Genomic DNA, 26735 nt, shown 5'->3' with positions numbered 1-26735 from the left:
AGCGGTGAAAGCTCCATTCTAGAGCGGGGGGCCATCCCAGCGGTCGCACGCAACCACTTCCTCGAGCGGCCGCCTGGGCGCTGGTGAGAACGTGCGGCCCGCCCGCAGCCGACCTACCGGCAACAAACAACCCTGAACGTAGGTCGGCGGGATCCCGACCAGGATCCGGATTTCCTCTTCGTGATGCAGATGCAGGGTGGTGATGCACGTCCCGTATCCCCGGGTGTGCAGCGCCAGCTGGAAATTCCACACCGGCGGGAAGATCGAGCCGTACAACGTGGCCAGGTGAAACGATTCGTCGCCCTCGATGCGAGGCAAATAGGGCTCATAGCAAGGGATTACCAGCAGCGGTACGCGCGCCATGTTCTCGACCAGCCACTCCGTCGACGACATGACCCGGCTCTCGGGAGTTCCCGCGGGCATCAGGCCGGCGATCAGCTGTCCACCGACGCGCAGCAGGTAGGCCTGGCGATACAGCTCGGCGATCTTGGTGCGCAGCGCCGGATCCGAGATCAACAGCCAGCGCCATGCCTGGGCATTCGACCCGTTAGCGGCCTGCAGGGCGATCCGCAGGCAGTCGCGGATGTCGTCGGGGTCCACCGGCGCGTCGAGGTCGATCGACTTGCGGGCCGAAGGCGTCGCGGTGAGCAGGTACTCGATATCCATCACTGACGGCCTCTCTTGGCAAGGCGCGCACCGAGTTCGGTGAGGTATTCGTCGGGTCCGCCGCGCAACGCGCTCCAGCTCAGCAGGCGCTTGAGGTAGAGGTGAGCATCGTGCTCCCAGGTGTAGCCGATCCCACCGAAGACCTGGATGGCGGTGTCGGCCACGGTGGCCAGTCGCCCGGCGAACGCCTTCGCGCGCATCGCGGCGAGGTGGCGCTCTTCGCCGGATTGGCCGTCGGCTGCCGGGAACGCGTCGCTGGCCCACAGCGCGTGGATCACGCCGCTGCGGGCCAGCTCGACCGTCTCGAACATATCCACGCACAGGTGCTGGATGGCCTGGAAGGAGCCGATCGGCTGACCGAATTGTGTTCTGCTTTTAGCGTATTCGACGGCGAGGCCCATGATGGCGCGCGCGGCACCGAGCGCGTCGGCCGCGGTGGCGATCAGCACGTCGTCGATCACCGCCGCCAGGTCGTCCGCGGGCGCCGCGGCCAGTCGCTGCGCGGGTACTGAGTCGAACATGACGCGGAACAGCTTGCGGGTTTGGTCGATGCCGTGCTCGGGCGCGACCGACAAGCCGGACGAGCCGGCCCGTACCGCGAAAAGCGCGGTGCCGTGGTCATCTTCGGCGACCACGAGCAGAACATCGGCGGCTGCGGCGTCGGGTACCGTGGCGATTTCGCCGCCCAGCACTATCGCGTCATCTTGCCGGCTCGCGGCGATCGAGGCGTTCGCCGCATCCGGGAAGCAGACGGTGGCCACGGTGGTGCCGTCGGCGATGCCGCGCAACAACTTCGGTGCGATGTCGTTGTCCCCGAGCCGGGTCAGCGCCCGCACGGCGGCCACCGCGGTCGACAACCACGGCCCCGGGTGCAGGGCGGCGCCCAGCTCTTCGGCGACGATGCCGGCCTCGACCATCGTCATGCCGGCGCCGCCGTACTCCTCCGGCACCAGCAGGCCGGTGGTTCCGAGATCGGCGAGGCCGCGCCAGACCGCCTCGTCCGTTCCGGCCGGATCGTCGAGTAGCGCGCGCACATGTTCCGAAATCGGTGCCTTCTCGGCGAGGAAGCGCCGTGTGGTGTCGCGCAGCGCCACCTGTTCGTCGGTGAGTTCGAGGTTCATTTGCGCGGCAGTCCCAGCACTCGTTGCGCGGTGATGTTCTTGTTGATCTGAGTGGTACCGCCCGCGATGGTCAGCGACCGCGACGTCAGACGGTAGTTCGCCCACGGCGCGCCGGGACCCTGGGTGCCCAGAGCGTCGAAGGCCAGTGCGGCCAGGTCCTGACCGATTTCGCCCCACACGGTCTTGGCGAGGCTGGCCGACCCCAACGCGTCACCGCCATGCAGTGTCGCCGAGATCGACCGTTGACACAGGACCTCGAGATACTTGATGCGGACCGCGATTTCGCCGAGGCGCCGCAGCGTCACCGGATCGTCCAGCGCGCCGGTGCCGGCCGCGGCGAGATCGTTGACCAGCTCTTCGAGCCGCACCTGCATTTCCGCGTAGAGCCTGGCGGCCCCGGCGCGCTCGTGGCTGAGGGTGGTGGTGGCCACCTGCCAGCCCGCATTGAGCGGACCGAGCAACGCGTCCGCCGGCACCCGCACGTCGTGGAAGAAGACCTCGGCGAAGTCGGCGTCACCGTTGAGCGTGACCAGCGGGCGGACCTCGATGCCCGGCAGCGTCATGTCGACGATCAGGCAGGAGATCCCCTTGTGCTTGGGCGCCTCGGGATCGGTGCGCACGTAGAGCTGGCACCAGTCGGCTCGATGTCCCAGTGAGGTCCAGATCTTCTGGCCGTTGACGACGAAGTCGTCGCCGTCTCGCACGGCGCGGGTGCGCAGCGACGCGAGATCGGACCCCGCCTCGGGCTCCGACATGCCCTGGCACCAGATGTCGTCGGCGCGCATCATGCGGGGGAGCAGCGTGAGTTTCTGTTGCTCGGTACCGTACTGCATGATGGCCGGCGCGATGTTGTTGAGCCCAATCACGTTGAGCGGCATCGGAGCTCGAGCGCGCGTGGTCTCTTCGGTGTAGACCAGCTGCTCGAGCACCGTTGCGCCGCGCCCGCCGTATTCGGGCGGCCAGGATACGGCGGCCCATCCCGCGTCGGCCATCGTCGCGTTCCACGCGCGCAACATCTCGAACGCGGCGTCGTCGCGGCCGGTGGGCCGGCGCGCCGCCACCAGCTCGTCGGTCAGGTTCTGCGAGAGCCAGTCACGCAGCTCGCTGCGGAACTGTTCCACTTCCGCCGGATATGAAAAGTCCACGTTCCTCTGTCTTCAGCGTCGTAAAACCCTGACCAAGCCGGACTCTACGGTTGGGCGGATATCTGGTCAATGATGTTGGCGGGCATGCGCGCCGCCGCGAATTCGCCGTCCACGTTCAGCCCCCTCGGGGTGCGGGGAATGCGACCTCCGCGTTGCCCGGCATCGGGCTGACGCCGCGTCGCCCACACACTTCCAGCACCTCATCGACGATCGACTCCGGCACGATGAACTTCTCAGTCGAGGACATCTGCTCGAGATGGGCCTCGATGTCCTCGGCCGTAGGCCGGCCCTCGGCGTCGGCGAGCCAGCCTTCGGTGAGGCCGACGAACACCCGCGCGTAGCGGCCCGCGGCGGCCGAATAATTGCGGTGGGTGAACGTGCAGGCCTTGCTGGCCAGAAACGTCACCAGCGGCACGACGAGTTCGGGCTGGATCGCCTGCATGAATCCGGATTCGGCGAGGAACTTCTCGTCGCCGACGGTCTCGGTGACCATCCGCGAGAACCCGGTGGGCATAACGGAATTGGCCAGGATACCGTACGCTTCGCCTTCGATGGCGATGACGTTCGTCAACCCGACCAACCCGGCCTTGGCCGCCGCGTAGTGGGCTTCCATCGGCTGGCCGAAGATTCCGGCCGACGACGAGATGAACACGAATCGTCCGCCGCCGTTGTTCTTCATCACGCGATACGCGGGCTGGGACAGGTGAAAGCCGCCGTCGAGATGCACGCGCAGCATTCGCGTCCAGTCGTCGTGCGAGAGGTCCTCGAAGGGCACGCTGCCGAAGATGCCGGCGTTGCTGACGACAGCGTCGAGGCGCCCGAAGGCGCCCACCGCCGCATCGATGATCGCCTGGCCGCCGGCCGGGTTGTCCACGGAGTCATACGAGGCGATAGCGGTCCCGCCAGCCTGCTCGATCTCGTCGACGACCTCGTCGGCGACGCCTTTGTCGGAACCCTCCCCGCGCATCGAGCCGCCGAGGTCGTTGACCACCACGGCGGCGCCGCGGCGGGCCAGATCCAGCGCATACAGCCGACCGAGTCCCCGACCGGCCCCGGTCACCACCGCCACCCGGCCGGTGAAGTCAATCATCGTGTGCTCCTGATTCATTGACTGCTGTGCAGCCGGACTTTACGGTGGAACAGATATTTGGTCAACAATCCGGAGGTTGAGCGTGGGGGACGACGCCGGTGCCGACCGACTGCAGGCCCTGCGCATGCTCGCCTCCGCGCTGGCTGGCCGGGCCGTCGCGGTCGCCGGGCTGCCGCCGGGGGAACCGGCATGGACCGACGGCCAGACGATCCACGTCGACGCCGCCGCGGCGCCGCGCGCACAGCTGAAAGCCGTGGCCGTGCAGGCGTCGATGATCGCCGCCGGCAGCCTGGAGCCCGACGTGGTGGGCGCGTTGGTTCGCCGCCGCAAGCTGGCGAAGCGTTACCTCTCTATCGAAGGCCACCGCGCGCTGGTGGCCAACGCCCCTTTGTTGCCAAGCGTTTTGGCGTCGCTGGGCGACCGCGACATCGCGGGTCGCAGCGATTCGCCCTACGGGTCGCTCGACATTGCCGCCGCACGGGTGGCGCTGGAGGACCCGGCGCCGGAGTTCGGCGTGATCCGCGCGGCAAAGGTGATGTCGGCGTGTGCGCGGGTGGCCAACCAAAACGAAGAGGCGAAGGCCGGCCATGTGCCGCGGCGTAATGGCGCAACGGAACTCGAGGAGCTCTACGACGGCGAGGTCGACGACTCCGACGATCCGGACCTGTTCACCAGCCCCGTTGGCGGGGGCGGATTCATCGGCAAGTGGTTGAAGAAGATGCTCTCGTCGGCGCGCAAGACCGGAAGTGGTGGCGGGCCGCCCGGCGCGGACAGCCCGACCCACCGCACCAACACCGGGAAGCGCGGCGCGTACGCCGTCACATCGCTGGCCTCGACGTCCGGCGTCGACGACGGGGACGCCGACGATCGCGAGGGCCAAACCGCCGAGGACGGCGTGCGGTATCCGGAATGGGACTTCGCGCGCAAGAGCTACCGCCCGGCGTGGTGCACGGTGCGCGAGGTCGAGCCGCAGATCAAGGCTTCTGCCACCCAGGCCATCGACGACGCCATCGGGGTGCGGCGGCCGCTGTCGCGGCTCGGCATGGGCCTGCACCGGCGGCACCGGCAGCCGCAAGGTGACGACATCGACATCGATGCGGCCGTCGAGGCCCGCGTCGAGGTGCGGGCCGGATCGGTGCCCGACGAGGCCGTGTACCTCGACAGCCTGCGGCGCAGGCGCGACCTCTCGGTGTTGTTGCTGCTCGACGTGTCGGGCTCGTCGGGCGAACCCGGAACGGTCGGGCGCACGGTGCACGAACAGCAGCGCGCGGCGGTCGCCAACCTGACCGTGGCCTTGCACGACCTGGGTGACCGCGTCGCGCTGTACGCCTACTACTCGCAGGGCCGGCGCGCGGTGAGCGTGGTGCCGGTGAAGCGGTTCGATGACCAGCTGAACGCCCAGGTGATCCGGCGGCTCAACAGCCTGGAACCGGGCGCGTATTCACGCCTGGGCGCGGCGATCCGGCACGGTTCGGCGACCCTGGAGGCGCGCGGCGGGACGTCACGGCGGCTGTTGGTGGTGCTCTCCGACGGCCTGGCCTACGACCATGGCTACGAGCGGGCTTACGGTGCCGCGGACGCGCGCCGGGCGCTGACCGAGGCACGCCGCCGGGGGACCGGCTGCGTGTGCCTGACGATCGGCGCGGGAACCGACGTGCCATCGCTGCGCAGGGTGTTCGGCAGCACCGCGCACGCCACCATCGGGCGCCCCGATCAGCTCGCCGGTGTGATCGGACCGCTGTTCAGGTCCGCCCTGCGCTCGGCGGAGGTTCGCCGCAGGATATCGGTGATGCCAAGTCCCAGAACACAGTTGGCCCGCGAGAGTGTCAGCACTGCCCGTCGGGGCACTTGAAACAAACATCTGTTCCGGCTAGGCTCCATTCGCCGGAAGTAGCAGAAGGGAAGCTATGGCCAACGAGCCCGGGCTTGCTTACTTCAGCGGTGGTCCGTCCGACGCGGACGGGAAGGAAGAAGTGCGGCCCTACTACCAAGCGGTCGGCAGCGAAGAGGCGGTCTTCAAGGCGGCCTACCGCCAGGGCCTGTCGCTGGTTCTGAAGGGTCCGACGGGGTGCGGAAAGACCCGATTCGTCGAGGCGATGGCCCACGACCTGGGGCGGCCGCTGATCACCGTCGCCTGCCACGACGACCTCACCACGGCGGACCTGGTCGGCCGATACCTGCTGCGTGGCGACGAGACGGTCTGGGTGGACGGCCCGCTGACTCGGGCGGTGCGTGAAGGCGCGATCTGCTATCTCGACGAGGTGGTGGAAGCCCGGCAGGACACCACCGTGGTGCTGCATCCGCTGGCCGACCACCGGCGACAGCTTCCCATCGAGCGGCTCGGCGTCACGCTGGACGCGGCGCCCGGATTCGGCTTGGTGGTGTCCTACAACCCCGGTTATCAAAGTGTGCTGAAGGATCTGAAGGATTCGACCCGACAGCGGATGGTGGCCATCGAATTCGGTTTCCCCACAGCCGATATCGAAGAGGGCATCGTCGCGCACGAGGCGGGCGTGAACGGGGCCACCGCGGCCGAGCTGGTCCGGTTTGGGCAGGCCATCCGCCGGCTGGAAACCGGCGGGCTGCGCGAGGTGGCGTCGACGCGGGTGCTGATCGCCGCGGGCAGGCTGGTCGCCGAGGGCCTGAGCATGCGAGAGGCGGCCCAGGCCGCCATCGCGGGCCCGCTGACCGACGACGTCGCGGTGGGCAAGGCGCTGGGCGAAATGATCCAGATCTACCTCGGTTCGGACGGGTCTGGCGGGTCCGACGATTGACGCTGCATACCGCCCCGGCTAGGGTCTGAACAAATATTAGGTTTTTCGGACGGGCGCGCGCAATCAAGTCACCTGGGAGGTCGGATGTCCTACGAGAGCAGCGCAGAGCCGATCAAGGTCGGCTACCTGATGGACTTCACGCTTCCGCCTGGGTTTCCCGAAGACCTGTTCGCCTCGTTCACCCAGACTTTCGACCTCATCTTCGAAGAGGCTGTCGCCCAGGGCCTGATGGACCGCCCCGTGCAGATGATTTATCGCGAGGTCGAGGGACTGCCCAAGGGTTCGGTCAAGGCGGTGATCGATGCATATGGCGAACTGGTCGATGAGGGCTGCCTGGTGGTTTTCGGCCCGAACATCACAGATAACTGCGTGCCGTTGCGAGAAGCGATCGAGGAACGGTTCAAGGTGCCCGCGATCAGCGTGACCGGCACCGATGACTGGCTAGGTGAGTGGACCTTCGCATTCCCACAGGGATCGATGACCGATGAGCCGATCTTCCTGGCCGACCTCATCGCCAAACGAGGACTTGCCGAGATCGGCGTCCTGGTCGAGCAGAGCCTCATCGGTGAGAGCTACCTGAAGAACCTGCGAAGCGCCTGTCGGCGCAAGGGCATTCGCATCGTGGCGGAAGTTGCCATCGCCCAGACGGCTCAGGACATCAACGCTGCGGTGCAGACGCTGCGTGAGGCAAAGGCCGAGGCGATCGTGCACCTGGGCTTCGGCTTCGGAATCGTCTTCATCAATCCGGCGCTCGAGTCCCTCGGCTGGGACCCGCCCCGCTTCACCACGACGGCGTGGCAGAACGCCTGGGTCAACCCGATCATGTGGAACGCGTTCATGGGCTGGATCGGTGTCGACCAGTACGACGAGGCGAACCGGATCGGCCAAGACTTCCTCGACAGTTACGCGAAGAAGTACAACGGCAGTCGCCCCGAGTTCTGCGTGACCGTGGTCAACCGCGATGTCGCCGCCACGCTCGTGCGTGGGTTCACCGACGCACATCCGTTGAGCCCTCGGGGCGTCAAAGAGGCTTTGGAACGGGTCAAGATGTTGCCCGCCGCCTCCGGCGCGCCCGGGACCCGAGTGTCGTTCGGCAAATGGACTCGCCGGGCCTGGATGGGTGCCGGCTACCTGGTGGCGCGCACCCTCGACGCCGACGGCATCAACTCGCACCTGGTGGATCGGTTCGGAGAGGAAGACTGATGTCCACGGAACAATCCACGCCGCCTGCCGCGCAGGAGGAACCGGCCGTCCCGCGACGAAATGGCAAGCGCAGCTGGGGCGGTTGGATCGCCGGCGCGACGCTGGCCGCCTTCGCGCTGTTCTTCATTGCGAATTGCCGTGTGGCCCTTGACCCCCGCGTAGCGAACCCGAACGTGCAGGGCCGGCCGCGGCCGGTGAAGTTCACGTTCGGGCTGGACTACATCGGGTTCCTGGACTGGGCCACGGTGGTGGCGCTCATCGTGCTGTTGATCGTGTTCATCCGGGGCTGGCGCCGCAATCCCGGCAGCCCGGTGATGTTGATGTTCCTGTGCACCACACTGATCGTGTGGCAGGACCCGATCATGAACTGGTCACCGTTCGCGGTCTACAACCCCGACCTCGTTCACTGGCCGGAATCCTGGCCGCTGGTGTCGTTGTCGCCGACGGTGGAACCGTTCGTGGTCTTCGGTTACGTGATGTTCTACTTCGGCCCTTACTTCCCGGCGGTCTGGCTACTGCGCAGACTGCAGGCAAAATACGGGCCCACCAGCTATGTATCGCGGCATCCTTTGGTCAGCCTGGGTCTGATCACGCTGGTGATCGGGTTCATTTTCGATGCCTTCCTGGAAAACATCCTCATCCACTGGGGCATGTACATCTACTCGCAGGTGATCCCGTGGGGATCGGTGTTCACCGGCACCACCTTCCAGTTCCCGCTGATCTGGGAATCGTTCTCGGTGTGCTTCGTGATGGTGCCGGCCGCGATCCTGTGCTATCGCGACGATACGGGCAAGTCGGTGGCGGAAAAGCTTGCTGCAAAAGCAAAGTTGTTCCCGTCGCGACCCGTGCTGGGCACGTTCCTGGTGATGTTCATCATCATCAACGTGTCCTACTTCGCCTACGGCGGCTGGTTCTGGGTCATCAAGGTCAGCCACGCCGCCACCTCGGTGGCGTGCCCGTGGCCGTATCCAGAGGCGAAAGTGTATGACCCGCAAGGGTATTACGAGAAGGCGGGCGCCCAGGGTCCGTATTCGGTCGGCATCTGGTCAACCTGGGCGAGCGGGGAGCCCAACGGACGGCCGCATGTCGATCCTCCGCCGCCGGGTGAAGGCGCGTGTGCGACGGCGGGCCAGCATGGCTGAGCCGCGCACGATCGTCATCACCGGTGCGTCCCGCGGACTCGGCTTCGCTTCGGCGGTACGGATGTACCGGGAGGGGTGGCGTGTCGTCGCGGCCATGCGCACTCCCGACCAGGGAATGCCGTTGCTGCGCCGGGCTATTCAGGAACTGGGGTTGCCGGCCCCCGGCGACGAACGGTTGATCGGCGTCCAGCTCGACCTGATCGACAGCGCGTCGATCGCCGCGGCGGCCAAGACAATCGAAGAAGCCGTGGGCGCACCCTTCGCTCTGGTGCACAACGCGGGAATCTCGGCCGCCGGAATGGTGGAGGAGACCGACGCTGCGTTGTGGCAGCGCATGTTCGCCACCAGCGTCCTGGGCCCCGTGTTGCTCACCCAGGCACTGCTGCCGTCGATGCGGGCGGCGGGCCGGGGACGCATCGTCCTGGTGTCCAGCGCGGCGGGGGTGCGGGGCCAGCCGGCCACCGCGCCGTACTCGGCGGCCAAGGGAGCGCTGGAGCGGTGGGGGGAATCGATGGCGTGCGAGATCGCGCCGTTCGGTCTTGGTGTCACGGTTCTGGTGGCCGGCACATATGACACCGACATCATCACCGACGCGGGCACCACCGATAACCGCAACTTCGGCGGCCCGTACGCCCGGCTGCACAACACCATGAACGGCCGCGGGCGCTTCGCGATGAAAATGGCGCGGCCACCGGAGCGGTTCACCGACGGCCTGCTCAAGGCGATCGAGGACCGGGGAGCATTCCGCCGCCGGGGAATCGGGCCGGACGCCTCGATGCTGTTGGTGGCCAACAGGATCCTGCCGGCTTCTGGCATGCACCACATGTCGCGGATCGTGCTGGGGATACCCCGGCAGGGGTCGATGCGCGGTGGCGCTTGGCCGTTGACAACAAGTCAAAAGGCGATGGTCTTCGTCGCCCGTGTTCTTCCGCAACCGATACTGCAGCGCTTGGCCGCGGTGGCGGGGCGGTTCTCGTCGCAGAAAAATGCGGCACCGCAAGAGGATTAAAGGGGCAATCATGGAACAACTTTTCGACGATCTAGAAGACTTCGGCGCGTTCGACGATGCGGTCTCCGGGGACGTGCGCGACCCGTACACCGAATTGGCCCGGCTGCGTCGCGAGGAACCGATTCAGCGCCTGGACACCTCCGGGATGCCCCATGAGGAATCCAAGCCCGTCTTCATCGTCTACCGGCACGAGGAAGCGCAGCAGATGCTGCGAGACAACGAAACGTTCTCCTCGGCGGCCGTGATCGCGGCGTTCGGTCCCGTGCTGGGGGAGCGCGTCATGCTCGGCATGGACGAGCCGATACACGGCCGGCTGCGGTCACTGGTGTCAAAGGCGTTCTCGCAGAAGGCGTTGGCGCGCTGGGAGGACGAGTTGGTCGGACGCGTGGCCAATGGCCTGATCGACAAGTTCGCCGCCAACGGCAAGGCCGACCTGGTCAAGGAATTCACCTTCGACTATCCCAGTCAGATCATCGCCGGACTGCTGGGCCTGCCCGAGGAGGACTACCCCCAGTTTCAGCGCTGGTCCATCTCGCTGCTGAGCTGGATCCTGAATCCAGAACGCGGACTTGCCGCGTCGGCGGCGCTGTGCGACTACTTCGCGCCGATCCTGGCGGCCCGGCGCGCCGAGCCCAAGGACGATCTGATCAGCGCTCTGGCCGAGGCGGAGATCGACGGCGAGAAGCTCGAGGACGAAGAGATCTATTCGTTCCTGCGTCTGCTGCTGCCCGCCGGGGTGGAGACCACCTACCGCGCGCTGGGCAACCTGCTGCTCGCGCTGTTGTCCGATCCCAAGCAGCTGGACGCCATCCGCGCGGACCGCTCCCTGTTGCCGCAGGCCATCGAGGAGGGCGTGCGGTGGGAACCGCCGCTGTTGACCATCACCCGGGTCGCCACCCGCGACACCGAACTCGGCGGGGTGCCGATCCCGGCCGGGTCGAGCGTGATGCCGATGCTGGGCGCCGCCAACCGGCAGGAAGACCGTTACCCCGAACCGGACTCGTTCGACATCTTCCGCTCGCCCAAGAGCCACCTGGGCTGGGGGCACGGTGTGCACGTCTGCCTGGGCATGCACCTGGCGCGGCTCGAGATGCGCACCGCCATCAACCTTCTGCTGGACCGGTTGCCGAACCTGCGGCTGGACCCCGAGGGCGCCGACCCGCATATTCGCGGCCAGGTCTTCCGGTCACCGACGTCGGTCCCGGTGCTGTTCGACCCCCAATAACCGGCCCCACCCGAGCCTCCACTTGCCAATCGGCTAGTTTCCAGTAAGGCTCCCCGTAGGGCAATCAGCGCTCTGCGGGACGCCCCGTTAACGAGTCAGAAGAGAGTGACAGATATGACTGAGGCTGTAAAGGTCCGCTTCGAGCCGAAGATGATGATCGACGGCAAGCTCGTCGACGGGCAGGCCGGCACCTTCACGAACATCAACCCGGCGACCGAAGAGTCGCTCGGCGAGGTCGCCGATGCCTCGAAGGAGGACATGCACCGGGCCATCGACGCGGCCCGGCGCGCCTTCGACGAGACCGACTGGTCGACCAACAAGGAGCTGCGCAAGCGCTGCCTGTTGCAGCTGCACGAGGCGATCGAATCCGAGATCGACGAGCTGCGCGAAGAGCTGATCCTCGAGGTCGGCTCGCCGCGTGCCATCACGTTCGGGCCTCAGCTGGACGCCCCGCTGGAAGATGGGCTGAAGTACCCTGCTCGGCTCATCGACGAGTACGCGTGGGAAACCGACCTGGGCGACAAGGTGATCAGCCTGACCGGCACGCTGACCACCCGCAAGGTGTGGCGGGAACCGGTGGGCGTGGTCGGTGCGATCGTGCCGTGGAACTTCCCGTTCGAGGTCACCCTCAACAAGCTCGGCCAGGCGCTGGGCACCGGTAACACCGTGGTCCTCAAGCCGGCGCCCAACACCCCGTTCAACGCGAACCGGCTCGGCCGCCTGATCGCCGAGAAGACCGACATCCCCGCGGGCGTCGTCAACGTCGTCACCGCGTCGGACCACTTCGTGGGCGAGGAGCTCACGCTGTCGCCCAAGGTCGACCTGATCTCGTTCACCGGCTCGACGGTGGTCGGCAAACGGATCATGGAAAAGGGTGCCGCGACAATGAAGCGGCTGTTCCTGGAACTCGGCGGCAAGTCGGCCACCATCGTGCTGGAGGACGCCGACTTCGGGACGGCGTGCATGGTCGGCATCGCACCGTGCATGCACGCCGGTCAGGGCTGCGCCAACCCGACGCGGCTGCTGCTGCCGCGGTCCCGCTACGACGAGGGCGTCGAGATCCTCAAGAACCTCTACGAGAACGTCACCTGCGGCGACCCGCAGGACCCCGGAACGCTGTGTGGGCCGGTGATCTCGCAACGCCAGTTCGACCGCGTGACGGACTACATCAAGAAGGGCGTCGAAGAGGGCGCCACGGCGCTGGTCGGCGGACCCGGTGCGGAAACCGGTTTCGACAAGGGATATTTCATCAGGCCAACGCTTTTCACGAATGTCGACAACAAGATGACCATCGCGCAGGAGGAGATCTTCGGCCCGGTGCTGTCGGTCATCCCCTTCGAAGACGAGGAGGACGCGATCCGGATCGCCAACGACAGCGTGTACGGGTTGGCCGGCAACGTGTTTGCGGGTTCACTCGAACGTGCGCTGTCGGTGACCCGCCGGATCAAGGCCGGCTTCATGGGCGTCAACGGCGGCGCCCCGTACGGCGCCGACACACCGTTCGGCGGCTATAAGGAAAGCGGTGTGGGGCGCCAGAACGGTATCGCTGGATTCGACCAGTACACCGAGATCAAGTCGGTGGCCTACCCCGCCGGATAACGGATCGGGCGAAGGCTTGGCTTCCGGTGCTGTTCAATCCATCCGGCTGGCTGAGCCGTCGTAAGATGCTGTGAACCAACGGCTTCGAGCGATGCCGATAGACCGCGCGTTCGTTTTCGCGGCCGTCGCCGACGAGCGACGCCGCATTGCAGGCCTGCTAGACACATTGGACGCCGCGCAGTTGGCGACGCCGAGCCTTTGTGCGGGCTGGGACGTCAAGACGGTGGCCGCTCACGCTGTCAGTACCGCCACCGACGGCACCGCCGCATTCCTGCGGCTCGCGCTACGTCGCGGGAGCATGGCGCGCGCGATCGACGAGTTGGCGCGCCGTCGTGCTCAATTGCCGGCTGCCGAGATCGTCGCAAGTTTGCGTCAATGCGCGGATCGCCAGATCGACCCGCCGCTACTCGGTCCGTTGGACCCTCTGGCGGATGTCTTGGTGCACAGCGGCGACATCCGGATCCCTCTCGGGTTGCCCTTCCAGCCCGACCCGCAGCGAGCGGCGTTGGCCATGGACTTCTTGACCGGCCGGTGGCCGTTCGCCTTCGTTCCTCTCGGGCGACTGCGTGGGATCAGCCTGCGTGCCATTGACCTTGGCCAAGTGTGGGGGAGCGGTGCGGAAATTCACGGACCGGTGGCTGCCCTAATGATGACTGTCGCCGGACGCACCGCGCTCCTGCACATGCTCGACGGGCCGGGCCTGCCACGGATTCTCCAGCGATTGTCAGGGTAGAGCCTTGCCCCGGGTGCAGGAGTGCTCACATCCGGGGACCATATGAGCTGTCGGCCCAGCAGAAATGGATTACGGGTGACCGCCGAAGAGTTGGCGTCAAACTGCCTGGGCTGATGCGGTGCCCGCGTTCAGGGCTACGGGCGATCGCGCGACCACCATGTGTGCGCTCAGCTTGACCTAATATTTGTTCAGCTCTAGATTGGCAGGAGAGGTTGCGTCGCCCGGGCCGAAGTTGGTGGGGCGGTTACGTGGATCCTAGGAGTCCTGTTGAGCGAATTCGAATCGGTTGATTTCTTCACTGACGTGTCCCTGATTCCGGACCCGTACCCCTACTTCGATCATCTGCGCGCGCGCTGCCCGGTGTTGCCCCAACCGGATCAGGGCGTCATGGCGGTAACGGGACACTCCGAGGCGCTCGCCGTCTACAAAGATCCGGCTTTCTCGTCGTGTGTCTCGGTCGCAGGGCCGTTTTCGGGGTTGCCGTTCGTACCCGAGGGCGACGACATCGGCAACCTGATCGAACAACATCGCTCGCAGATCCCGATGAGCGAACACATCGTGACTCAAGATCCACCGGAGCATGCCCGGACGCGGGGTCTGCTCAGCCGCCTACTGACGCCCAAGCGGCTCAAGGAAAATGAAGACTTCATGTGGCGGCTCGCCGATCAGCAGCTCGACGAGTTCTTGTCCCGCGGGAGTTGCGAATTCCTCGACGACTATGCGCGGCCGTTCTCCGGGTTGGTGATCGCCGACCTCTTGGGAGTTCCCGTCGAGGATCACGAAGAGTTTCGGAATGTGTTCTCGGGCAAGTTCTCCGGTGGGGTCGAGGACGACTCGGTGACGCGCGCGCACAATCCGCTGGAATATCTCGACGAGAAGTTCACCACCCACATCACCGAACGGCGCCGGCAGCCACGCGAAGATGTGTTGACCGAGCTGGCCCAGGCGAAGTACCCCGACGGCTCCACTCCCGAGGTCATCGACGTGGTCCGGTTGGCGACCTTCCTGTTCGCGGCCGGCCAGGAGACCACGACCAAGCTGCTCAGCTTCGGGGTCCGCACGCTCGCCGAGATCCCGGAGTTGCAGAAGCTGCTCCGCGAAGACCGCAGCCGGATACCGAATTTCGTCGAAGAGACGCTGCGCATGGAGAGTCCGGTCAAGTGTCACTTCCGGATGGCCCGCACGACGACCTCGATCGGTGACACCGACATCCCGGCGGGCAGCACGATGATGCTGCTGCCCGGCGCGAGCAACCGGGATGCACGAAAGTTCGAGCAGCCCGATGAGTTCCGCATCGACCGGCCGAACGTGCGTGAGCATGTGGCCTTCGGCCGCGGCAATCACTCTTGCCCGGGCGCACCGCTGGCCCGCGCGGAGGGGCGAATTTCGCTGAACCGCATACTCGACCGGATGGCGGACATCGCCATCACAGAGGCCGAGCACGGGCCGCCGGACGCCCGCCGCTACACCTACGACCCGACGTGGCAGATGCGGGGTCTGTCCGAGTTGCACCTCGAGTTCACCCCGATTTCGTGAGTGACCGCGAAACCCGCGAGTGGGATCCCGGCTTCACCGAGCGCTTGGTCGGCGCGGCAGAACCTTTGGCACGGGCCTGGTTTCGCTTCGACGTGCGTGGGCTGGAATCGCTGCCGTCCAACGGCGGTGCCCTGATCGTCGGCAACCACTCGGGCGGCATTCTCACGCCGGACGTGCTGATCTTCGCCGCGGCCTTCTACCGCAGGTTCGGCTACGGGCGTCCGCTGTACACGCTCGGGCACGACGGGATGTTCGTCGGGCCGATGTCGGGATGGTTGGGCCGCCTCGGGGTCATTCGCGCCACCTCGAAAAATGCCGCGCAGGCGCTGCGGTCCGGCGGTGTGGTGCTGGTGTTCCCGGGCGGGATCTACGACGCCTACCGACCGACGCTGGCGGAGAACGTCATTGACTTCAATGGCCGGACCGGATATATCAGATCGGCGATCGATGCGCGCGTGCCGATCGTGCCGCTGGTCTCCATCGGTGGCCAGGAAAGCCAGTTGTTCCTCACCCGCGGAACGTGTCTGGCGAAGCGGTTGGGCCTGTCGCGGTGGCGGTCCGACATTCTCCCCATCACGTGGGGCTTTCCCTTCGGGCTCAGCATGATCCTGCCGCCCAACCTGCCGTTGCCGACCAAGATCGTCAGCGAAGTCCTGGAGCCCATCGACGTCGCCGCCCAATTCGGCGACGCGCCAGACGCCACCGACGTTGACGCACACGTCCGTTCGGCCATGCAGGACGCCCTGGACGGGCTGGCTCGCGAACGACGCTTCCCCGTTCTCGGATAACGCGTCGGTGCTCAGGGTTTGAGCGTTACCGGGGGCATCGCGCCGTCGACCATCGCCGGCTCGTCGGAAAGCCCTGCGGCGGCGCTGATCTCGGAAAATGCATGGACCATGGCTGTGGTGACCTCGTGCGGATCCTCGACGGTGCGGTCGTCGGCAATGACCGAGATGTTGAGTTGGTTGACGTAGCTCCACACCGTGATGTTGACGCCGCACGCGGCGATCAACGGGCCGGCCGAGTAAATCTCGCTGACCGGTGTGCCTGCCAGATGACCGGTCTGGCGTGGCCCCGCCACGTTGGAAACCGGGATGTTGAACAGTCTGTTTTTTGCGTCGCGCCGGGCCAGCCACTTGAACGCGGCGGGAGCGGCGGTCGACGGTAGGTAGCTGATCAGTCTGCCGTACAGCTCGGGACCAAACAGCTCGTTGTTTTCCTTGGCGATCGTGGTAGCCACCGACGTCAGTCGCACCCGCTCCAGCGGATCGCCGATGTGCGTGGGCAGTGACACCGCCATCCCGCCGAGTTCGTTGCCGCTGATCCGGTTTGGTGAGCGGTCGGTGCTGGCCGGAACGGAAGCGACGATCGGCCGGTCCGCGCCACCGTCGTAGCGCAACAACAACTCTCGTAGTGCACCCGCCGTCATCGCCATCACCACATCGTTGATGGTGATCCGCAAGCTCTTGCCGACCTGTTTCACCTGTGGCAGTGAGAGCGTCGCGGTCGCAAACGTTCTGCCCGGCGAGACTACGTGGTTCATGAATGTCGCCGGCGCGTGCAGGAGCCGGGCAAGGTCTGGCTGCTTGCCCCGCTCGCGGGCGCGGCGTCGCAGCCGTCGCGCGCCGGACAGCGCTTCGGTGATCACCCCCGGCAGCGCGACGGCCTGCTGGATGTGGTCACGCGCCGCGGCCCGTAGCAGCTCCGCCGTCGACGGCGGTACGCAGCCGGTGTCGTTGTCGCGTTCGTCCTGCACCGTGCTGTCGGCATCCATGAGGCGGGTTAGCAGGTTCGCCGATGCGACACCGTCGGCCAGCGCGTGGTGAATCTTGCCGATGACGGCCAGCCGCTGATCGGCCATTCCCTCGGCGATGTGGAATTCCCACAGCGGGTGGCTCCGATCCAGCGGCGTGCTGGCGATGTTCCCGATCACTGCGTCGAGCTCGCGTCGACCGCCCGGGGCGGGCACTTCCACTCGCCGCAGATGGTAGTCGAGGTCGACGTCGCAGTTCTGCAACCACATCGGATGGTGCAGTCGCCACGGAATGTCAACGAGCTTGTAGCGCAACGGGTCCAGCAGATGCAGCCGGCGCAGCAGGGTACGGCGAAAGACGTCGAAGGTGAAGTCGGGGTCGGCGACGATCGCGATCTTCAGGGTGTGCGTATGCAGGTTCGGCGTCTCGCTGTACAGCAGCATCGCGTCCATGCCGTTGAGCCGCTTCACGCCTGCCCCATCTGTCCGAGGACCCGCGACGCTGCCGGCGCCACCGACTCAGGTGACGGGTGGATGACGCGGTCTCCGACACCATTATGGTGACATCCGCGCGAGATGGGCGAACAAATCTCTGGTTCCGCTATGGTCCCTCGGCGTCCGTCGACGGGGCCGCGAAGGCGCCACGGCACCCCGCGCTTCGCCCGCCCAACCCCTTGGTTGACAATCGACGCAAGACTCCACTCTTTCGAAGTCCACGTGTCAAAGGAGACAAGACCATGGCTGAAGCCGTCATCGTCGAGGCAGTGCGTTCACCGATCGGCAAGCGCAACGGCGGATTGTCCGGGGTGCACCCGGCGGATCTGTCCGCACAGGTGCTCAACGGCCTGGTCGACAAGGCCGGCGTCGACCCGGGCCTGGTCGACGACGTCATCTGGGGTTGCGTCATGCAGGCGGGTGAGCAGGCGCTCGACATCGGCCGCACCGCGCTGCTGACCGCCGGCTGGCCCGAGACCGTCCCGGGCGTGACCGTGGACCGCCAGTGCGGCTCCAGCCAGCAGTCCATCCACTTCGCGGCCGCCGGCGTCATCGCCGGGCACTACGACGTCGTCGTCGCCGGTGGCGTCGAGTCGATGTCGCGGACTCCGATGGGCGCATCGCTGGCCAACGGTGGGCGCCCGTACCCCCAGGCGTTCCTGGACCGCTACGAGGGCCAGATCCCCAACCAGGGCATCGGCGCGGAGATGATCGCCGAGCAGTGGGGGTTCGACCGCACCGCGCTCGACCAGTTCTCCCTCGATTCGCACGAAAAGGCCGCTGCCGCACAGGATGCCGGCGCCTTCGATGACCAGATCGTGGGCATCAAGGACCAGGACGGCAACGTGGTGCTCAAGGACGAAGGCATCCGCCGCGGCACGCCGATGGAGAAGATGGCCTCGCTGAAGCCGGCGTTCAAGGAAGACGGTGTGATCCACGCCGGCAACTCGTCGCAGATCTCCGACGGCTCGGCGGCGCTGCTGTTCATGTCGGCCGAGAAGGCCAAGGAACTCGGGCTCAAGCCGATCGCCAAGGTGCATACCGCGGCGCTGGCCGGCGCGGACCCGGTGATAATGCTGACCGCGCCCATCCCGGCGACCCAGAAGGTGCTCAAGCGCTCGGGGCTGTCCATCGGCGACATCGGCGCCTACGAGGTGAATGAGGCGTTCGCGCCGGTTCCGCTGGCCTGGCTCAAGGACATCGGCGCCGACGAGAAGAAACTCAACCCCAACGGCGGCGCCATCGCGTTGGGTCACCCGCTGGGTGGGTCCGGTGCCCGGATTATGACCACCCTGCTGTACCACATGCGGGACAAGGGAATTCAGTACGGCCTGCAGACCATGTGCGAGGGTGGCGGCCAGGCCAACGCCACCATCGTGGAACTGTTGTGACCCAGGAGCCGGGGGCCCTGGCCGAGCGCCGGGGCAACGTGATGGTGATAACCATCAACCGGCCGGAGGCCCGCAACGCGGTGAACGCCGCCGTCAGCATCGGCCTTGGGGATGCGCTCGAAGAGGCGCAGCACGACCCCGAGGTGCGGGCGGTGGTGGTCACCGGCGCGGGCGACAAGTCGTTCTGCGCCGGCGCCGACCTCAAGGCGATCGCCCGGCGAGAGAACCTTTATCACCCCGACCATCCCGAGTGGGGCTTCGCCGGATACGTCCACCACTTCATCGACAAGCCGACGATCGCGGCGGTGAACGGGACCGCCCTGGGCGGTGGCACCGAGCTGGCGCTGGCCAGCGACCTGGTGGTGGCCGACGAACGCGCGCAGTTCGGCCTGCCCGAGGTGAAGCGCGGGCTGATCGCCGCCGCCGGTGGCGTATTCCGCATCGCCGAGCAGCTACCGCGCAAGGTGGCGATGCGGCTGCTGCTGACCGGCGAACCGCTCAGCGCGGCCGCCGCCTGCGAATGGGGCCTGATCAACGAGGTCGTCGCGGCGGGCTCGGTGCTGGACGCCGCGCTGGCGCTGGCCGAGCGGGTCACCGTCAACGCGCCGCTGTCGGTGCAGGCCAGCAAGCGGGTCGCCTACGGCGTCGACGACGGCGTCGTCGTCGGTGACGAGCCGGGCTGGGAGCGCACCATGCGCGAGATGAAGGCCCTGCTCAAGTCCGAGGACGCCAAGGAAGGGCCGCTGGCGTTCGCCGAGAAGCGGGAGCCGGTCTGGAAGGCGCGCTAGTGGTGATCGCGAGCGCGGCGCAGCCGGGCGAAGCGGGTCGCCACCATCAGGACTAGCCGGCCAGGATGTTGACGCCGCGGCCGAACAGCGGGGGTAACAGCGTGCACGTCGGGACGACGGCGCCCCGCACCGCCCGCGGCGTGCTGGCCAGCACCAGCGCGCGGGTGAGCAGCCGGTAATCACGGGTGATCCGGTGCCACGCCTGCTCGTATGACGCGGGCGTCTCGTGGACGATGGCGTCGATGGCCGCGGCGGACTGTTTGAGCGCCAGGCTGATGCCCTCACCGGTGAGCGCGTCCTCGTAGCCGGCCGCGTCGCCGACCAGCAGCACGCGCCCCGCGACCCGGCGCGAGACCACCTGCCGAAGCGGGCCGCAGCCGCGGGGCTGGCCCGGCGCGGCGCCGTGCAGCTGGCGGGCCAGCCGTGGAAACCAGGCCAGCTCGGGCCGGCCACGCGACAGGATCGCCACACCGACCAGATCCGGCTCGACCGGCGTCACGTACGCCTCGCCCCAGCGCGACCAATACACCTCGACGAATTCCGACCATGCCGGCACCCGGTAATGCCACCGCACGCCGTAGCGCCGCGGTGTCCCCGCCGTCGCCGTGATTCCGACCGCGCGCCGGACCTGGGAATGCAGTCCGTCCGCCGCCACCAACCATCTCGCGCGCACACCGGCGGCCGAGACGCCGTGGGCGTCTTGCGCGACGCTGGTCACCCGCGTGCGGATCCAGTCGGTGTCTTGCTCTTTGGCCCGCGCGCCTAGCGCCGCGTGCAACGTGGTGCGACGCACGCCGCGTCCCGGCCCGCTGTGAAAGCGCGCCTGGGCCCGCCGTCGTTCACTCACGTAGGCGATCCCGTGGAAAGGCATGCCGACGGGATCGACGCCCAGCGAGGTCAGTTCGGCCAGCCCGCCGGGCATCAACCCCTCGCCGCAGGCCTTGTCGATGGGGCCGTCGCGCGGCTCGGCCACGATCACGGAAAGTCCATGACGTCGAGCGTGTAACGCCGTGGCCAGTCCGCCGGGGCCGCCACCGACGATCAACAGGTCCGCGTCGTAGTCGCTCACGTGTAACCCAACGCGGAGTTCTCCACCCGCAGGCGCACCCTGAGCAGCGCGGCGTTGGCCAGCGTGAAAACGGCGGCGGTCAGCCACGCCGTGTGGACCAGCGGCAACGCCAAACCCTCAGCCACAACAGCAACATAGTTCGGGTGGTGCAGCCAGCGGTAGGGACCCTGACGCACCAACGGCGCCTGCGGCAGAACGATCACCCGGGTGTTCCATCGCCGTCCCAGCGTCGTGATGCACCACCACCGCAACACCTGGCTGGCCACCACCACCGCCAGCATCGGCCAGCCCAGCCATGCGATGAACGGCCGGTGCAGCGCCCACGGTTCGACGAGGCAGCCGACCAGGAGCCCGGTGTGGATGATCACCATCACCGGATAGTGCGATCGGCCAAACTCCTTGGCGCCCTTGGTAAACGACCAACGCGCATTGCGGGCGGACACCACCAGCTCCGCGACGCGCTCGAGTCCGACCGCCAGCACCAGCAGGTAATACATGGCTACAGTCTTTACCAGCTCTACCAGGCCAGCAGCACCAGCTCGGAACAGAACGCCGGGCCCATGGCGATCATCAGACCGATCGACCCCGTTGGCGGCGGATCGGCCATGTTGGCCGCGAGCACGTCGAGCACCGAGACCGAAGACAGATTGCCGTTGTCGCGCAACGAGTTTCGCGTGTGGTCGAGCGCGTCCCCCGGGAGGTCCAGGACGCTCTCGACGGTCTCGATCACCCGCGGTCCGCCGGGATGGCACACCCAGGTCGCCACATCGCGGGGGGTCAGCCCGTGGTCGGCGAGGAAGTCGCGGACGTCGTCGCCCAGGTATTTGTCGGCGATGGTGGCCACGTCGGCGGACAGCACGATCCGGAAGCCGTCACCGCCGATCTTCCAGCCCATCACCTCTTCGGTGTCGGGGTAGATGCGGCTGCGCGTCGCCAGCACCCGGGGGCCGGTGTGTTCCCGGCCCGCCCGGTCGGCGCCCTCGGTGATCACCGCGGCCGCACCGTCGCCGAAAAGGCTGGTGGCAACGAGATTGGCGACCGACTTGTCTTGGCGCTGAACGGTCAACGAGCACAGTTCCACCGCGAGCAGCGCGGCGGTCTGGTCGGGGAAAGCGCGCAGGTAGTCGTGCATGCGTGCCACTCCGGCCGCACCGGCCACACAGCCCAGCCCGAACAGCGGGACGCGTTTGACGTCCGGCCGCAGCCCGACTCGCGTCGCGAGCCGCGCCTCCAATGTCGGCACGGCCAGCCCGGTGACCGTCGTCGAAAACACGATGTCGAGCTCCGACGCCCTGACCTTGGCCTCGTCCAGGGCGGCCAGCAGCGCCTGCTCGCCCAGCTCCATCGCGACCTCGAGATAGGCGTCGTTGGCCTCGGTGAATCCGCTGAGCTCGCGGTACCGCGGCAGCCGCAACGCGGTGTTGCGGAACTCGACCCCGCTGCTGCGCGCGAAACGCTGAAAGTCCGGACCGGCGATGTCGGTCAGCGCGCGGATGGCTTCACTTTGGGTATAGCGATTGGGTGGAAACTTCACCGCGACGCCGGCGATGGACGGATTTTTCGGCGCAAACCCTGTCGAGACTGTCATCGAGCCGGCAAATTCACGGCTTCCCCCATGGTCCATATATGGGTGACGGTGCCGCCGCGTCGCCGGTTCAAACGCCCGCCGCGCGGCCGGGCCGCTCGGCGCAATTGCCCGACTCCTCCACACGCCGCGAGCGGCGTGCAGCGTCGTCCGGCTAGGGTCGGGGTATGCGGGCTCTGGTCACCGGTGCCACCGGTTATGTGGGATCACGCCTGGTCACCGAGCTGCTGGCCGATCAGCACGAGGTGGTGGCGGCGACTCGAAACCCGGCGCGCCTCAAGCGTTTCGGCTGGATTCACGACGTCACACCGGTCGAATTGGACGCCGCCGACCCCGCGTCGCTGGCCTCCGCGTTCGCCGGTGTGGGCCCCGTTGACGTGGCGTATTACCTGGTGCACGCGATCGGTCAGCCCGGTTTTCGCGACGTCGACAAGACCGCCGCGGCGAACTTCGCGGCCGCGGCCCGCGACGCCGGGGTATCACGCATCGTCTACCTGGGCGGCTTCGTGCCCGCCGCACAAGACTTGTCCGAGCACTTGACCAGCCGGGCCGAGGTGGCCGAGGCGCTCACCATCCCGGACGGCCCCGAACTGGTGTGGCTGGGAGCGGCGATCATCATCGGTGCCGGTTCGACGTCGTTCGAGATGATGCGCTACGTCGGCGACCGTTTCCCGCTGATCCCGATCCCGCGCTGGATGGACAACCCGATCGACCCGATCTCCATCCGCGATGTCCTGCACTATCTCGTCGCCGCGGCCGATCGCGACCTGGTGCCCGCCGGGGCGTACGACATCGCCGGCCCGGACACCACGACCTACCGGGACCTGCTCAAGGCGTATGCGCGTGTCTCCGGCCGCTGGCACACCGGATTGCCGGTCGGCAGGGTCGACACCTCGCTGGCGTCGCTGATCACGGGCGTCGCGTTGCCGGTGCCACCGGGGCTGGCGGGCGACCTGGTCGAATCGCTGGACCACCCGATGGTGGCATCGGCCAGCGGCTTGCGCGATCGGGTTCCCGACCCGCCCGGCGGCCTGCTCGGCATCGACGAGTCCATGGCCCTGGCCCTGTCCGGCCAGTCCACGCACCGGCCGCGTCCCGTCAACGCCCTGGCCGATCCGCACCACCTCGCCAACACCGATCCCGCCTGGGCCGGCGGCGACGCGCTGCGCATCCGCCGGCTCGCCCGGCGGGTCACCCCCTCCATCGTGCGGCCGACCCTGGGTCTGGTGAACTGGGTCCCCGGACCGGTGGCCGGAGCGGTACGTACCGGCCTCGACATCCTGATCGCCCTGACCCCGAAGGTGCGTCCAGCATGACCCAGTCGACGAGTAGTCCTTACCAGACCGGCGTCTTCACCGAGTTGCGCCGTGCACTCACCAATGTCGCTGTGCCCCATAATGAATCGCCGGCCATCGTGCGGCGCCGGCGCATCGTCGTCGCGATCACGCTGGTGATCGGCGCCGCGGTGCTGGGCTATTCGTTGCGGCGCAATCCAGGCGAGGCCAGCTTCTACTGGTTGACCCTGGTGCTCGCGGGGGTGTGGACCGCCGGAGCGCTGGCCTCCGGTCCGCTGCACCTGGGCGGCATCTGCTGGCGCGGCCGCAACCAGCGGCCGGTCATCACCGGCACCGGCGTCGGCCTGCTGGTGGGCGGCGCGTTCGTCGTGGGCGGACTCATCGCCCGGCAGATCACCCCGGTGGCGGAGCTGATAACCCAGGTGCTGCTCTACGCCCACCACGGGTGGTATCCGGTGATCGTGGCGATCACGCTGATCAACGGCTTCGCTGAAGAGGCGTTCTTTCGCGGCGCGCTCTACACAGCCCTGGGCCGCTATCACCCGGTCGTGATTTCGACGGTTCTCTACACGTGCGCGACGCTGGCCAGTGGCAACCCGATGCTCGGCTTCGCCGCGATCATCCTCGGAACGGTGTGCGCGTTCGAGCGCCGGGCCACCGGCGGTGTCCTGGCGCCGGTGCTCACCCACTTGGTATGGGGACTGATCATGGTGCTGGTGCTGCCCCCGATGTTCGGGGTCTAGCGCCGGCTATCGGGCCGAACCGACGACCTCACGCGCGAGCGCACGCATCGCGGCGGTGCGGACTGGGCGAACGAAGAACCAGTACACCCGCCCCGGAATGCCCCTCGGCAGAAAGACCGACCGCTGGGTATACCGGCTCCCGCGATCGCCTTGCCGCGTGACGGCAATCTCGAGCCACTCCCGTCCCGGGGCCCGCTTGGTGGAACGCAGCCGCAACAGGGTTCCCGGCGCGCGCTCCTCGACCTTCCAGTCGGTTGTCCGCGAGTTCACCGCGTTCTCCGCGGCCGTCCAGACGCTCTCGGGTTCGACGGCGGTTTCGGCCGTGCGCACATCGGTGTAGACGATCTCGCCCGCCCAGGTCGGGTCGGTGGGCAGCGCCCCGGCCGGCTCGGACCGCGGCGATGACCACATGGGTTCGGGGACACCCCGCGCAGCGCGTTCGAGCGCGAGTTCGACTGCGCGCCGGTAACCCGTCAGCCCGCCCGGTGGCGGCGCGATGATGCCGTCGATGTCCGAATTACGCATCACCGCATCGCATTCCAGCGATTCGACGAGTGGCCGCGCCAGGCCGGGCGGAATCGGCGTCACGGTCCCGACCCAGAGGCTGGCGATCGTCGGAGTAAGGAACGGCAGCACGATGAGGTAGCGATTGCCCAACCCCGCGACCTCGGCGTAGACCCGCATCATGTCGCCGTATTCCAGCACGTCGGGCCCGCCGATATCCCAGGTGCGCGACGCCGGGACCGGGGCCGTCGCGGCCGCGGCCAGGTAGTAGAGCACGTCGCGCACCGCGATCGGCTGGATCTTGTTGTGCACCCATTTCGGCGTGGTCATGACCGGCAACCGGTCGGTGAGGTGGCGGATCATCTCGAACGACGCCGACCCCGAGCCGACGACCACCCCGGCCTGCAACACCACCGTCTCGATGCCGGATTCGATCAGCGCGTCGCCGACGGCCTTGCGCGACGCGAGATGCGGTGAGAGATCGCGGTTTTCGGGATGCAGCCCACTCAAGTACACGACCCGCCGCACCCCGGCGCTCCGGGCGGCCGTGACGACGTTGCGGACGGCGCGCGTTTCCTCGGCGGCGAAGTCCTTCGAGGTGCCCATCGAGTGGACGAGGTAGTAGACCACGTCGACGCCTTCGAACGCGGCGATCAGTGAATCGACGTCACCGAGGTCACCGCGCGCCACCTCCGCCTGGTGCCGCCACGGCACCTGCGCGAGCTTGTCGGGGTTGCGCGCCAACGACCGAACGCGGTGGCCTTCCTCCAGCAGCCGGGGCACCAGGCGCCCGCCGATGTAGCCGGTCGCTCCGGTGACCAGGCACCGCACCTGTTCGGGCATCGATCCTCCGTCGTTCGTCAGCCAAAGGGGTCTGACGGGGAGGATTACCTCATAAACAAGCGGTTAAGCGTTGCTGCCGATCAGCGCCACGACTTTCAGCGGTCGGTGAAGTTGGCGGCACGCCGCTGCTGAAAGGCCGTTGCGCCCTCGACGAAGTCGGGGGATTTCAGCAACACGGACTGTCCGTCGAACTCACGCTGCAGGGCCGGGTCCAACTCGGTCAGGGTGGCCGCGTTGATCGCCAGCTTGGTCTGGGCGAAGGCCACGGCCGGGCCGGCCAGCAAGCGTGCGATCACCTTATCGACCTCGGCGTCGAAATCGCCGGCCGGATAGACGGCGGTGACCAGGCCCCACGACAACGCCTCGGCGGCGGTCAGCCGTTCCGGAAGCAGCGCCATCTGCATGGCCCGGATCCGGCCGACCGCGGCCGCCACCAACGCCGACGCGCCGCCGTCGGGCATCAACCCGATCTTGGTGAATGCGAGCATGAAAAACGCGCTCTCCGAAGCCAATACGACGTCACAGGCCAGGGCGATGGAGACGCCGACGCCCGCCGCGGGGCCCTGAACGACGGCGACCACCGGGTGCGGCAGCGCGGCGATCGCGCGCACCAGCCGGTTGATCTCGAGGATGATCTCGTCGGGCGGGACGCCGCCGCCGTCGGAGACGTCGTCGGCGCTGATGCCCGCACCGGAGCTGAAGCCGCGTCCGGCGCCGCCGAGCCGCACCACCTTCACCTCGGGGTCGGTGGCCGCGTACTCCATCGCGTCCGCGATGCCGGTGATCACCGGAATGGTCAGCGAATTCAGGCTGTCCGGCCGGTTGATGGTCACCGACAACACGCCGTCGGACAGCGTGACGTCCAGGCCTGCGACTGGGTAGAGGGTGGCGATCGCGGATGAAGGCATGGGCTCACCATAAGTGACCGGGGTGCACCACCGTCCGGCACGGCTGCGAAGATGTCGAACGACCGGTTGTTTGGTTGCGAACGGTCAAGGCGTCAGAGCAGACGAAAGGTCGGTGCAT

At 67.3% G+C, this 26735-nt stretch carries 24 protein-coding genes; 14 read left to right on the top strand and 10 right to left on the bottom strand.

All coding sequences use genetic code 11. From position 1 onward, the window contains the following. Positions 1–18: 18 nt before the first annotated feature. The 4 genes from ACZYVJ_RS08590 to ACZYVJ_RS08575 form a co-directional block, all read right to left on the bottom strand. Positions 19–666, bottom strand: a complete 648-nt coding sequence (locus ACZYVJ_RS08590) for a nitroreductase family protein (RefSeq protein ID WP_463832908.1) — start codon at positions 664–666, stop codon at positions 19–21. Further along, positions 666–1787, bottom strand: coding sequence for an acyl-CoA dehydrogenase family protein (locus ACZYVJ_RS08585; protein ID WP_463830613.1), 1122 nt, complete (start codon positions 1785–1787; stop codon positions 666–668). The genes ACZYVJ_RS08590 and ACZYVJ_RS08585 overlap by 1 nt, the downstream gene beginning before the upstream one ends. Then, complete coding sequence (locus ACZYVJ_RS08580) at positions 1784–2932, bottom strand: acyl-CoA dehydrogenase family protein (protein ID WP_463830612.1); 1149 nt, start codon at positions 2930–2932, stop codon at positions 1784–1786. The genes ACZYVJ_RS08585 and ACZYVJ_RS08580 overlap by 4 nt, the downstream gene beginning before the upstream one ends. A gap of 115 nt (positions 2933–3047) precedes the next feature. After that, positions 3048–4022, bottom strand: coding sequence for an SDR family NAD(P)-dependent oxidoreductase (locus tag ACZYVJ_RS08575; protein WP_463830611.1), 975 nt, complete (start codon positions 4020–4022; stop codon positions 3048–3050). An 82-nt stretch (positions 4023–4104) separates the two neighbouring features. Between ACZYVJ_RS08575 and ACZYVJ_RS08570 the strand changes: the two genes are divergently transcribed. The 10 genes from ACZYVJ_RS08570 to ACZYVJ_RS08525 all read left to right on the top strand — a co-directional run bounded on the left by ACZYVJ_RS08570 (position 4105) and on the right by ACZYVJ_RS08525 (position 16031). Next, entirely contained in the window at positions 4105–5874 is a 1770-nt protein-coding gene (locus ACZYVJ_RS08570; RefSeq protein ID WP_463832907.1) for a nitric oxide reductase activation protein NorD, read from the top strand. Between the two features lie 55 nt (positions 5875–5929). Further along, the gene (locus tag ACZYVJ_RS08565) at positions 5930–6796 is read left to right on the top strand and encodes an AAA family ATPase (RefSeq protein ID WP_463830610.1); all 867 of its coding nucleotides are present in this window, start codon (positions 5930–5932) and stop codon (positions 6794–6796) included. 84 nt (positions 6797–6880) lie between these two features. Then, the gene (locus ACZYVJ_RS08560) at positions 6881–7999 is read left to right on the top strand and encodes an ABC transporter substrate-binding protein (protein WP_463830609.1); all 1119 of its coding nucleotides are present in this window, start codon (positions 6881–6883) and stop codon (positions 7997–7999) included. After that, positions 7999–9141, top strand: coding sequence for a spirocyclase AveC family protein (locus ACZYVJ_RS08555; protein ID WP_463830608.1), 1143 nt, complete (start codon positions 7999–8001; stop codon positions 9139–9141). Before ACZYVJ_RS08560 ends, ACZYVJ_RS08555 begins: the two co-directional genes overlap by 1 nt. Continuing rightward, positions 9134–10150 (top strand): SDR family NAD(P)-dependent oxidoreductase, encoded by a 1017-nt coding sequence (locus ACZYVJ_RS08550; protein WP_463830607.1) that lies wholly within the window; start codon positions 9134–9136, stop codon positions 10148–10150. The genes ACZYVJ_RS08555 and ACZYVJ_RS08550 overlap by 8 nt, the downstream gene beginning before the upstream one ends. A 10-nt stretch (positions 10151–10160) precedes the next feature. Next, positions 10161–11375, top strand: coding sequence for a cytochrome P450 (locus ACZYVJ_RS08545; RefSeq protein WP_463830606.1), 1215 nt, complete (start codon positions 10161–10163; stop codon positions 11373–11375). 114 nt (positions 11376–11489) lie between these two features. After that, positions 11490–12974 (top strand): aldehyde dehydrogenase family protein, encoded by a 1485-nt coding sequence (locus ACZYVJ_RS08540; protein ID WP_463830605.1) that lies wholly within the window; start codon positions 11490–11492, stop codon positions 12972–12974. A 97-nt stretch (positions 12975–13071) separates the two neighbouring features. Further along, entirely contained in the window at positions 13072–13707 is a 636-nt protein-coding gene (locus ACZYVJ_RS08535) for a maleylpyruvate isomerase family mycothiol-dependent enzyme (RefSeq protein ID WP_463832906.1), read from the top strand. 267 nt (positions 13708–13974) lie between these two features. Further along, entirely contained in the window at positions 13975–15243 is a 1269-nt protein-coding gene (locus ACZYVJ_RS08530) for a cytochrome P450 (protein WP_463830604.1), read from the top strand. Next, a complete protein-coding gene (locus tag ACZYVJ_RS08525; protein ID WP_463830603.1) occupies positions 15240–16031 on the top strand; it encodes a lysophospholipid acyltransferase family protein in 792 nt (263 codons plus the stop codon). Before ACZYVJ_RS08530 ends, ACZYVJ_RS08525 begins: the two co-directional genes overlap by 4 nt. Positions 16032–16042: 11 nt before the next feature. Here the strand turns inward: ACZYVJ_RS08525 and ACZYVJ_RS08520 are convergent, their stop codons facing one another. Continuing rightward, positions 16043–17467, bottom strand: coding sequence for a WS/DGAT/MGAT family O-acyltransferase (locus ACZYVJ_RS08520; protein WP_463830602.1), 1425 nt, complete (start codon positions 17465–17467; stop codon positions 16043–16045). A 266-nt stretch (positions 17468–17733) separates the two neighbouring features. Between ACZYVJ_RS08520 and ACZYVJ_RS08515 the strand changes: the two genes are divergently transcribed. After that, the gene (locus tag ACZYVJ_RS08515; RefSeq protein ID WP_463830601.1) at positions 17734–18882 is read left to right on the top strand and encodes a thiolase family protein; all 1149 of its coding nucleotides are present in this window, start codon (positions 17734–17736) and stop codon (positions 18880–18882) included. Then, positions 18879–19670 (top strand): crotonase/enoyl-CoA hydratase family protein, encoded by a 792-nt coding sequence (locus ACZYVJ_RS08510; protein WP_463830600.1) that lies wholly within the window; start codon positions 18879–18881, stop codon positions 19668–19670. The genes ACZYVJ_RS08515 and ACZYVJ_RS08510 overlap by 4 nt, the downstream gene beginning before the upstream one ends. 52 nt (positions 19671–19722) lie before the next feature. Here ACZYVJ_RS08510 and ACZYVJ_RS08505 read toward each other — a convergent pair whose 3' ends face one another. Genes ACZYVJ_RS08505 through ACZYVJ_RS08495 form a run of 3 tightly spaced genes read right to left on the bottom strand, consistent with a single transcriptional unit; the run spans position 19723 to position 22327 of the window. Further along, positions 19723–20739 (bottom strand): NAD(P)/FAD-dependent oxidoreductase, encoded by a 1017-nt coding sequence (locus ACZYVJ_RS08505; RefSeq protein ID WP_463830599.1) that lies wholly within the window; start codon positions 20737–20739, stop codon positions 19723–19725. Next, positions 20736–21236, bottom strand: coding sequence for an isoprenylcysteine carboxyl methyltransferase family protein (locus ACZYVJ_RS08500; protein ID WP_463830598.1), 501 nt, complete (start codon positions 21234–21236; stop codon positions 20736–20738). The genes ACZYVJ_RS08505 and ACZYVJ_RS08500 overlap by 4 nt, the downstream gene beginning before the upstream one ends. 20 nt (positions 21237–21256) lie before the next feature. Then, positions 21257–22327 carry a type III polyketide synthase gene (locus ACZYVJ_RS08495; protein WP_463830597.1) on the bottom strand — a complete coding sequence of 357 codons (1071 nt, stop codon included), beginning with the start codon at positions 22325–22327 and terminating at the stop codon, positions 21257–21259. 164 nt (positions 22328–22491) lie between these two features. Here ACZYVJ_RS08495 and ACZYVJ_RS08490 point away from each other — a divergent pair, with 164 nt between their 5' ends. Beyond that, positions 22492–23640, top strand: a complete 1149-nt coding sequence (locus tag ACZYVJ_RS08490; RefSeq protein ID WP_463830596.1) for an NAD(P)H-binding protein — start codon at positions 22492–22494, stop codon at positions 23638–23640. Beyond that, entirely contained in the window at positions 23637–24362 is a 726-nt protein-coding gene (locus ACZYVJ_RS08485; protein WP_463830595.1) for a lysostaphin resistance A-like protein, read from the top strand. The genes ACZYVJ_RS08490 and ACZYVJ_RS08485 overlap by 4 nt, the downstream gene beginning before the upstream one ends. Positions 24363–24368: 6 nt before the next feature. Here ACZYVJ_RS08485 and ACZYVJ_RS08480 read toward each other — a convergent pair whose 3' ends face one another. Then, positions 24369–25709 (bottom strand): DUF2867 domain-containing protein, encoded by a 1341-nt coding sequence (locus ACZYVJ_RS08480; protein ID WP_463830594.1) that lies wholly within the window; start codon positions 25707–25709, stop codon positions 24369–24371. A 95-nt stretch (positions 25710–25804) separates the two neighbouring features. Continuing rightward, entirely contained in the window at positions 25805–26617 is an 813-nt protein-coding gene (locus tag ACZYVJ_RS08475) for an enoyl-CoA hydratase (protein ID WP_463830593.1), read from the bottom strand. Positions 26618–26735 lie beyond the last annotated feature (118 nt).

The organism is Mycobacterium sp. IDUB_3, assembly GCF_055419585.1.
This window is presented reverse-complemented; position numbering and strand designations above follow the sequence as displayed.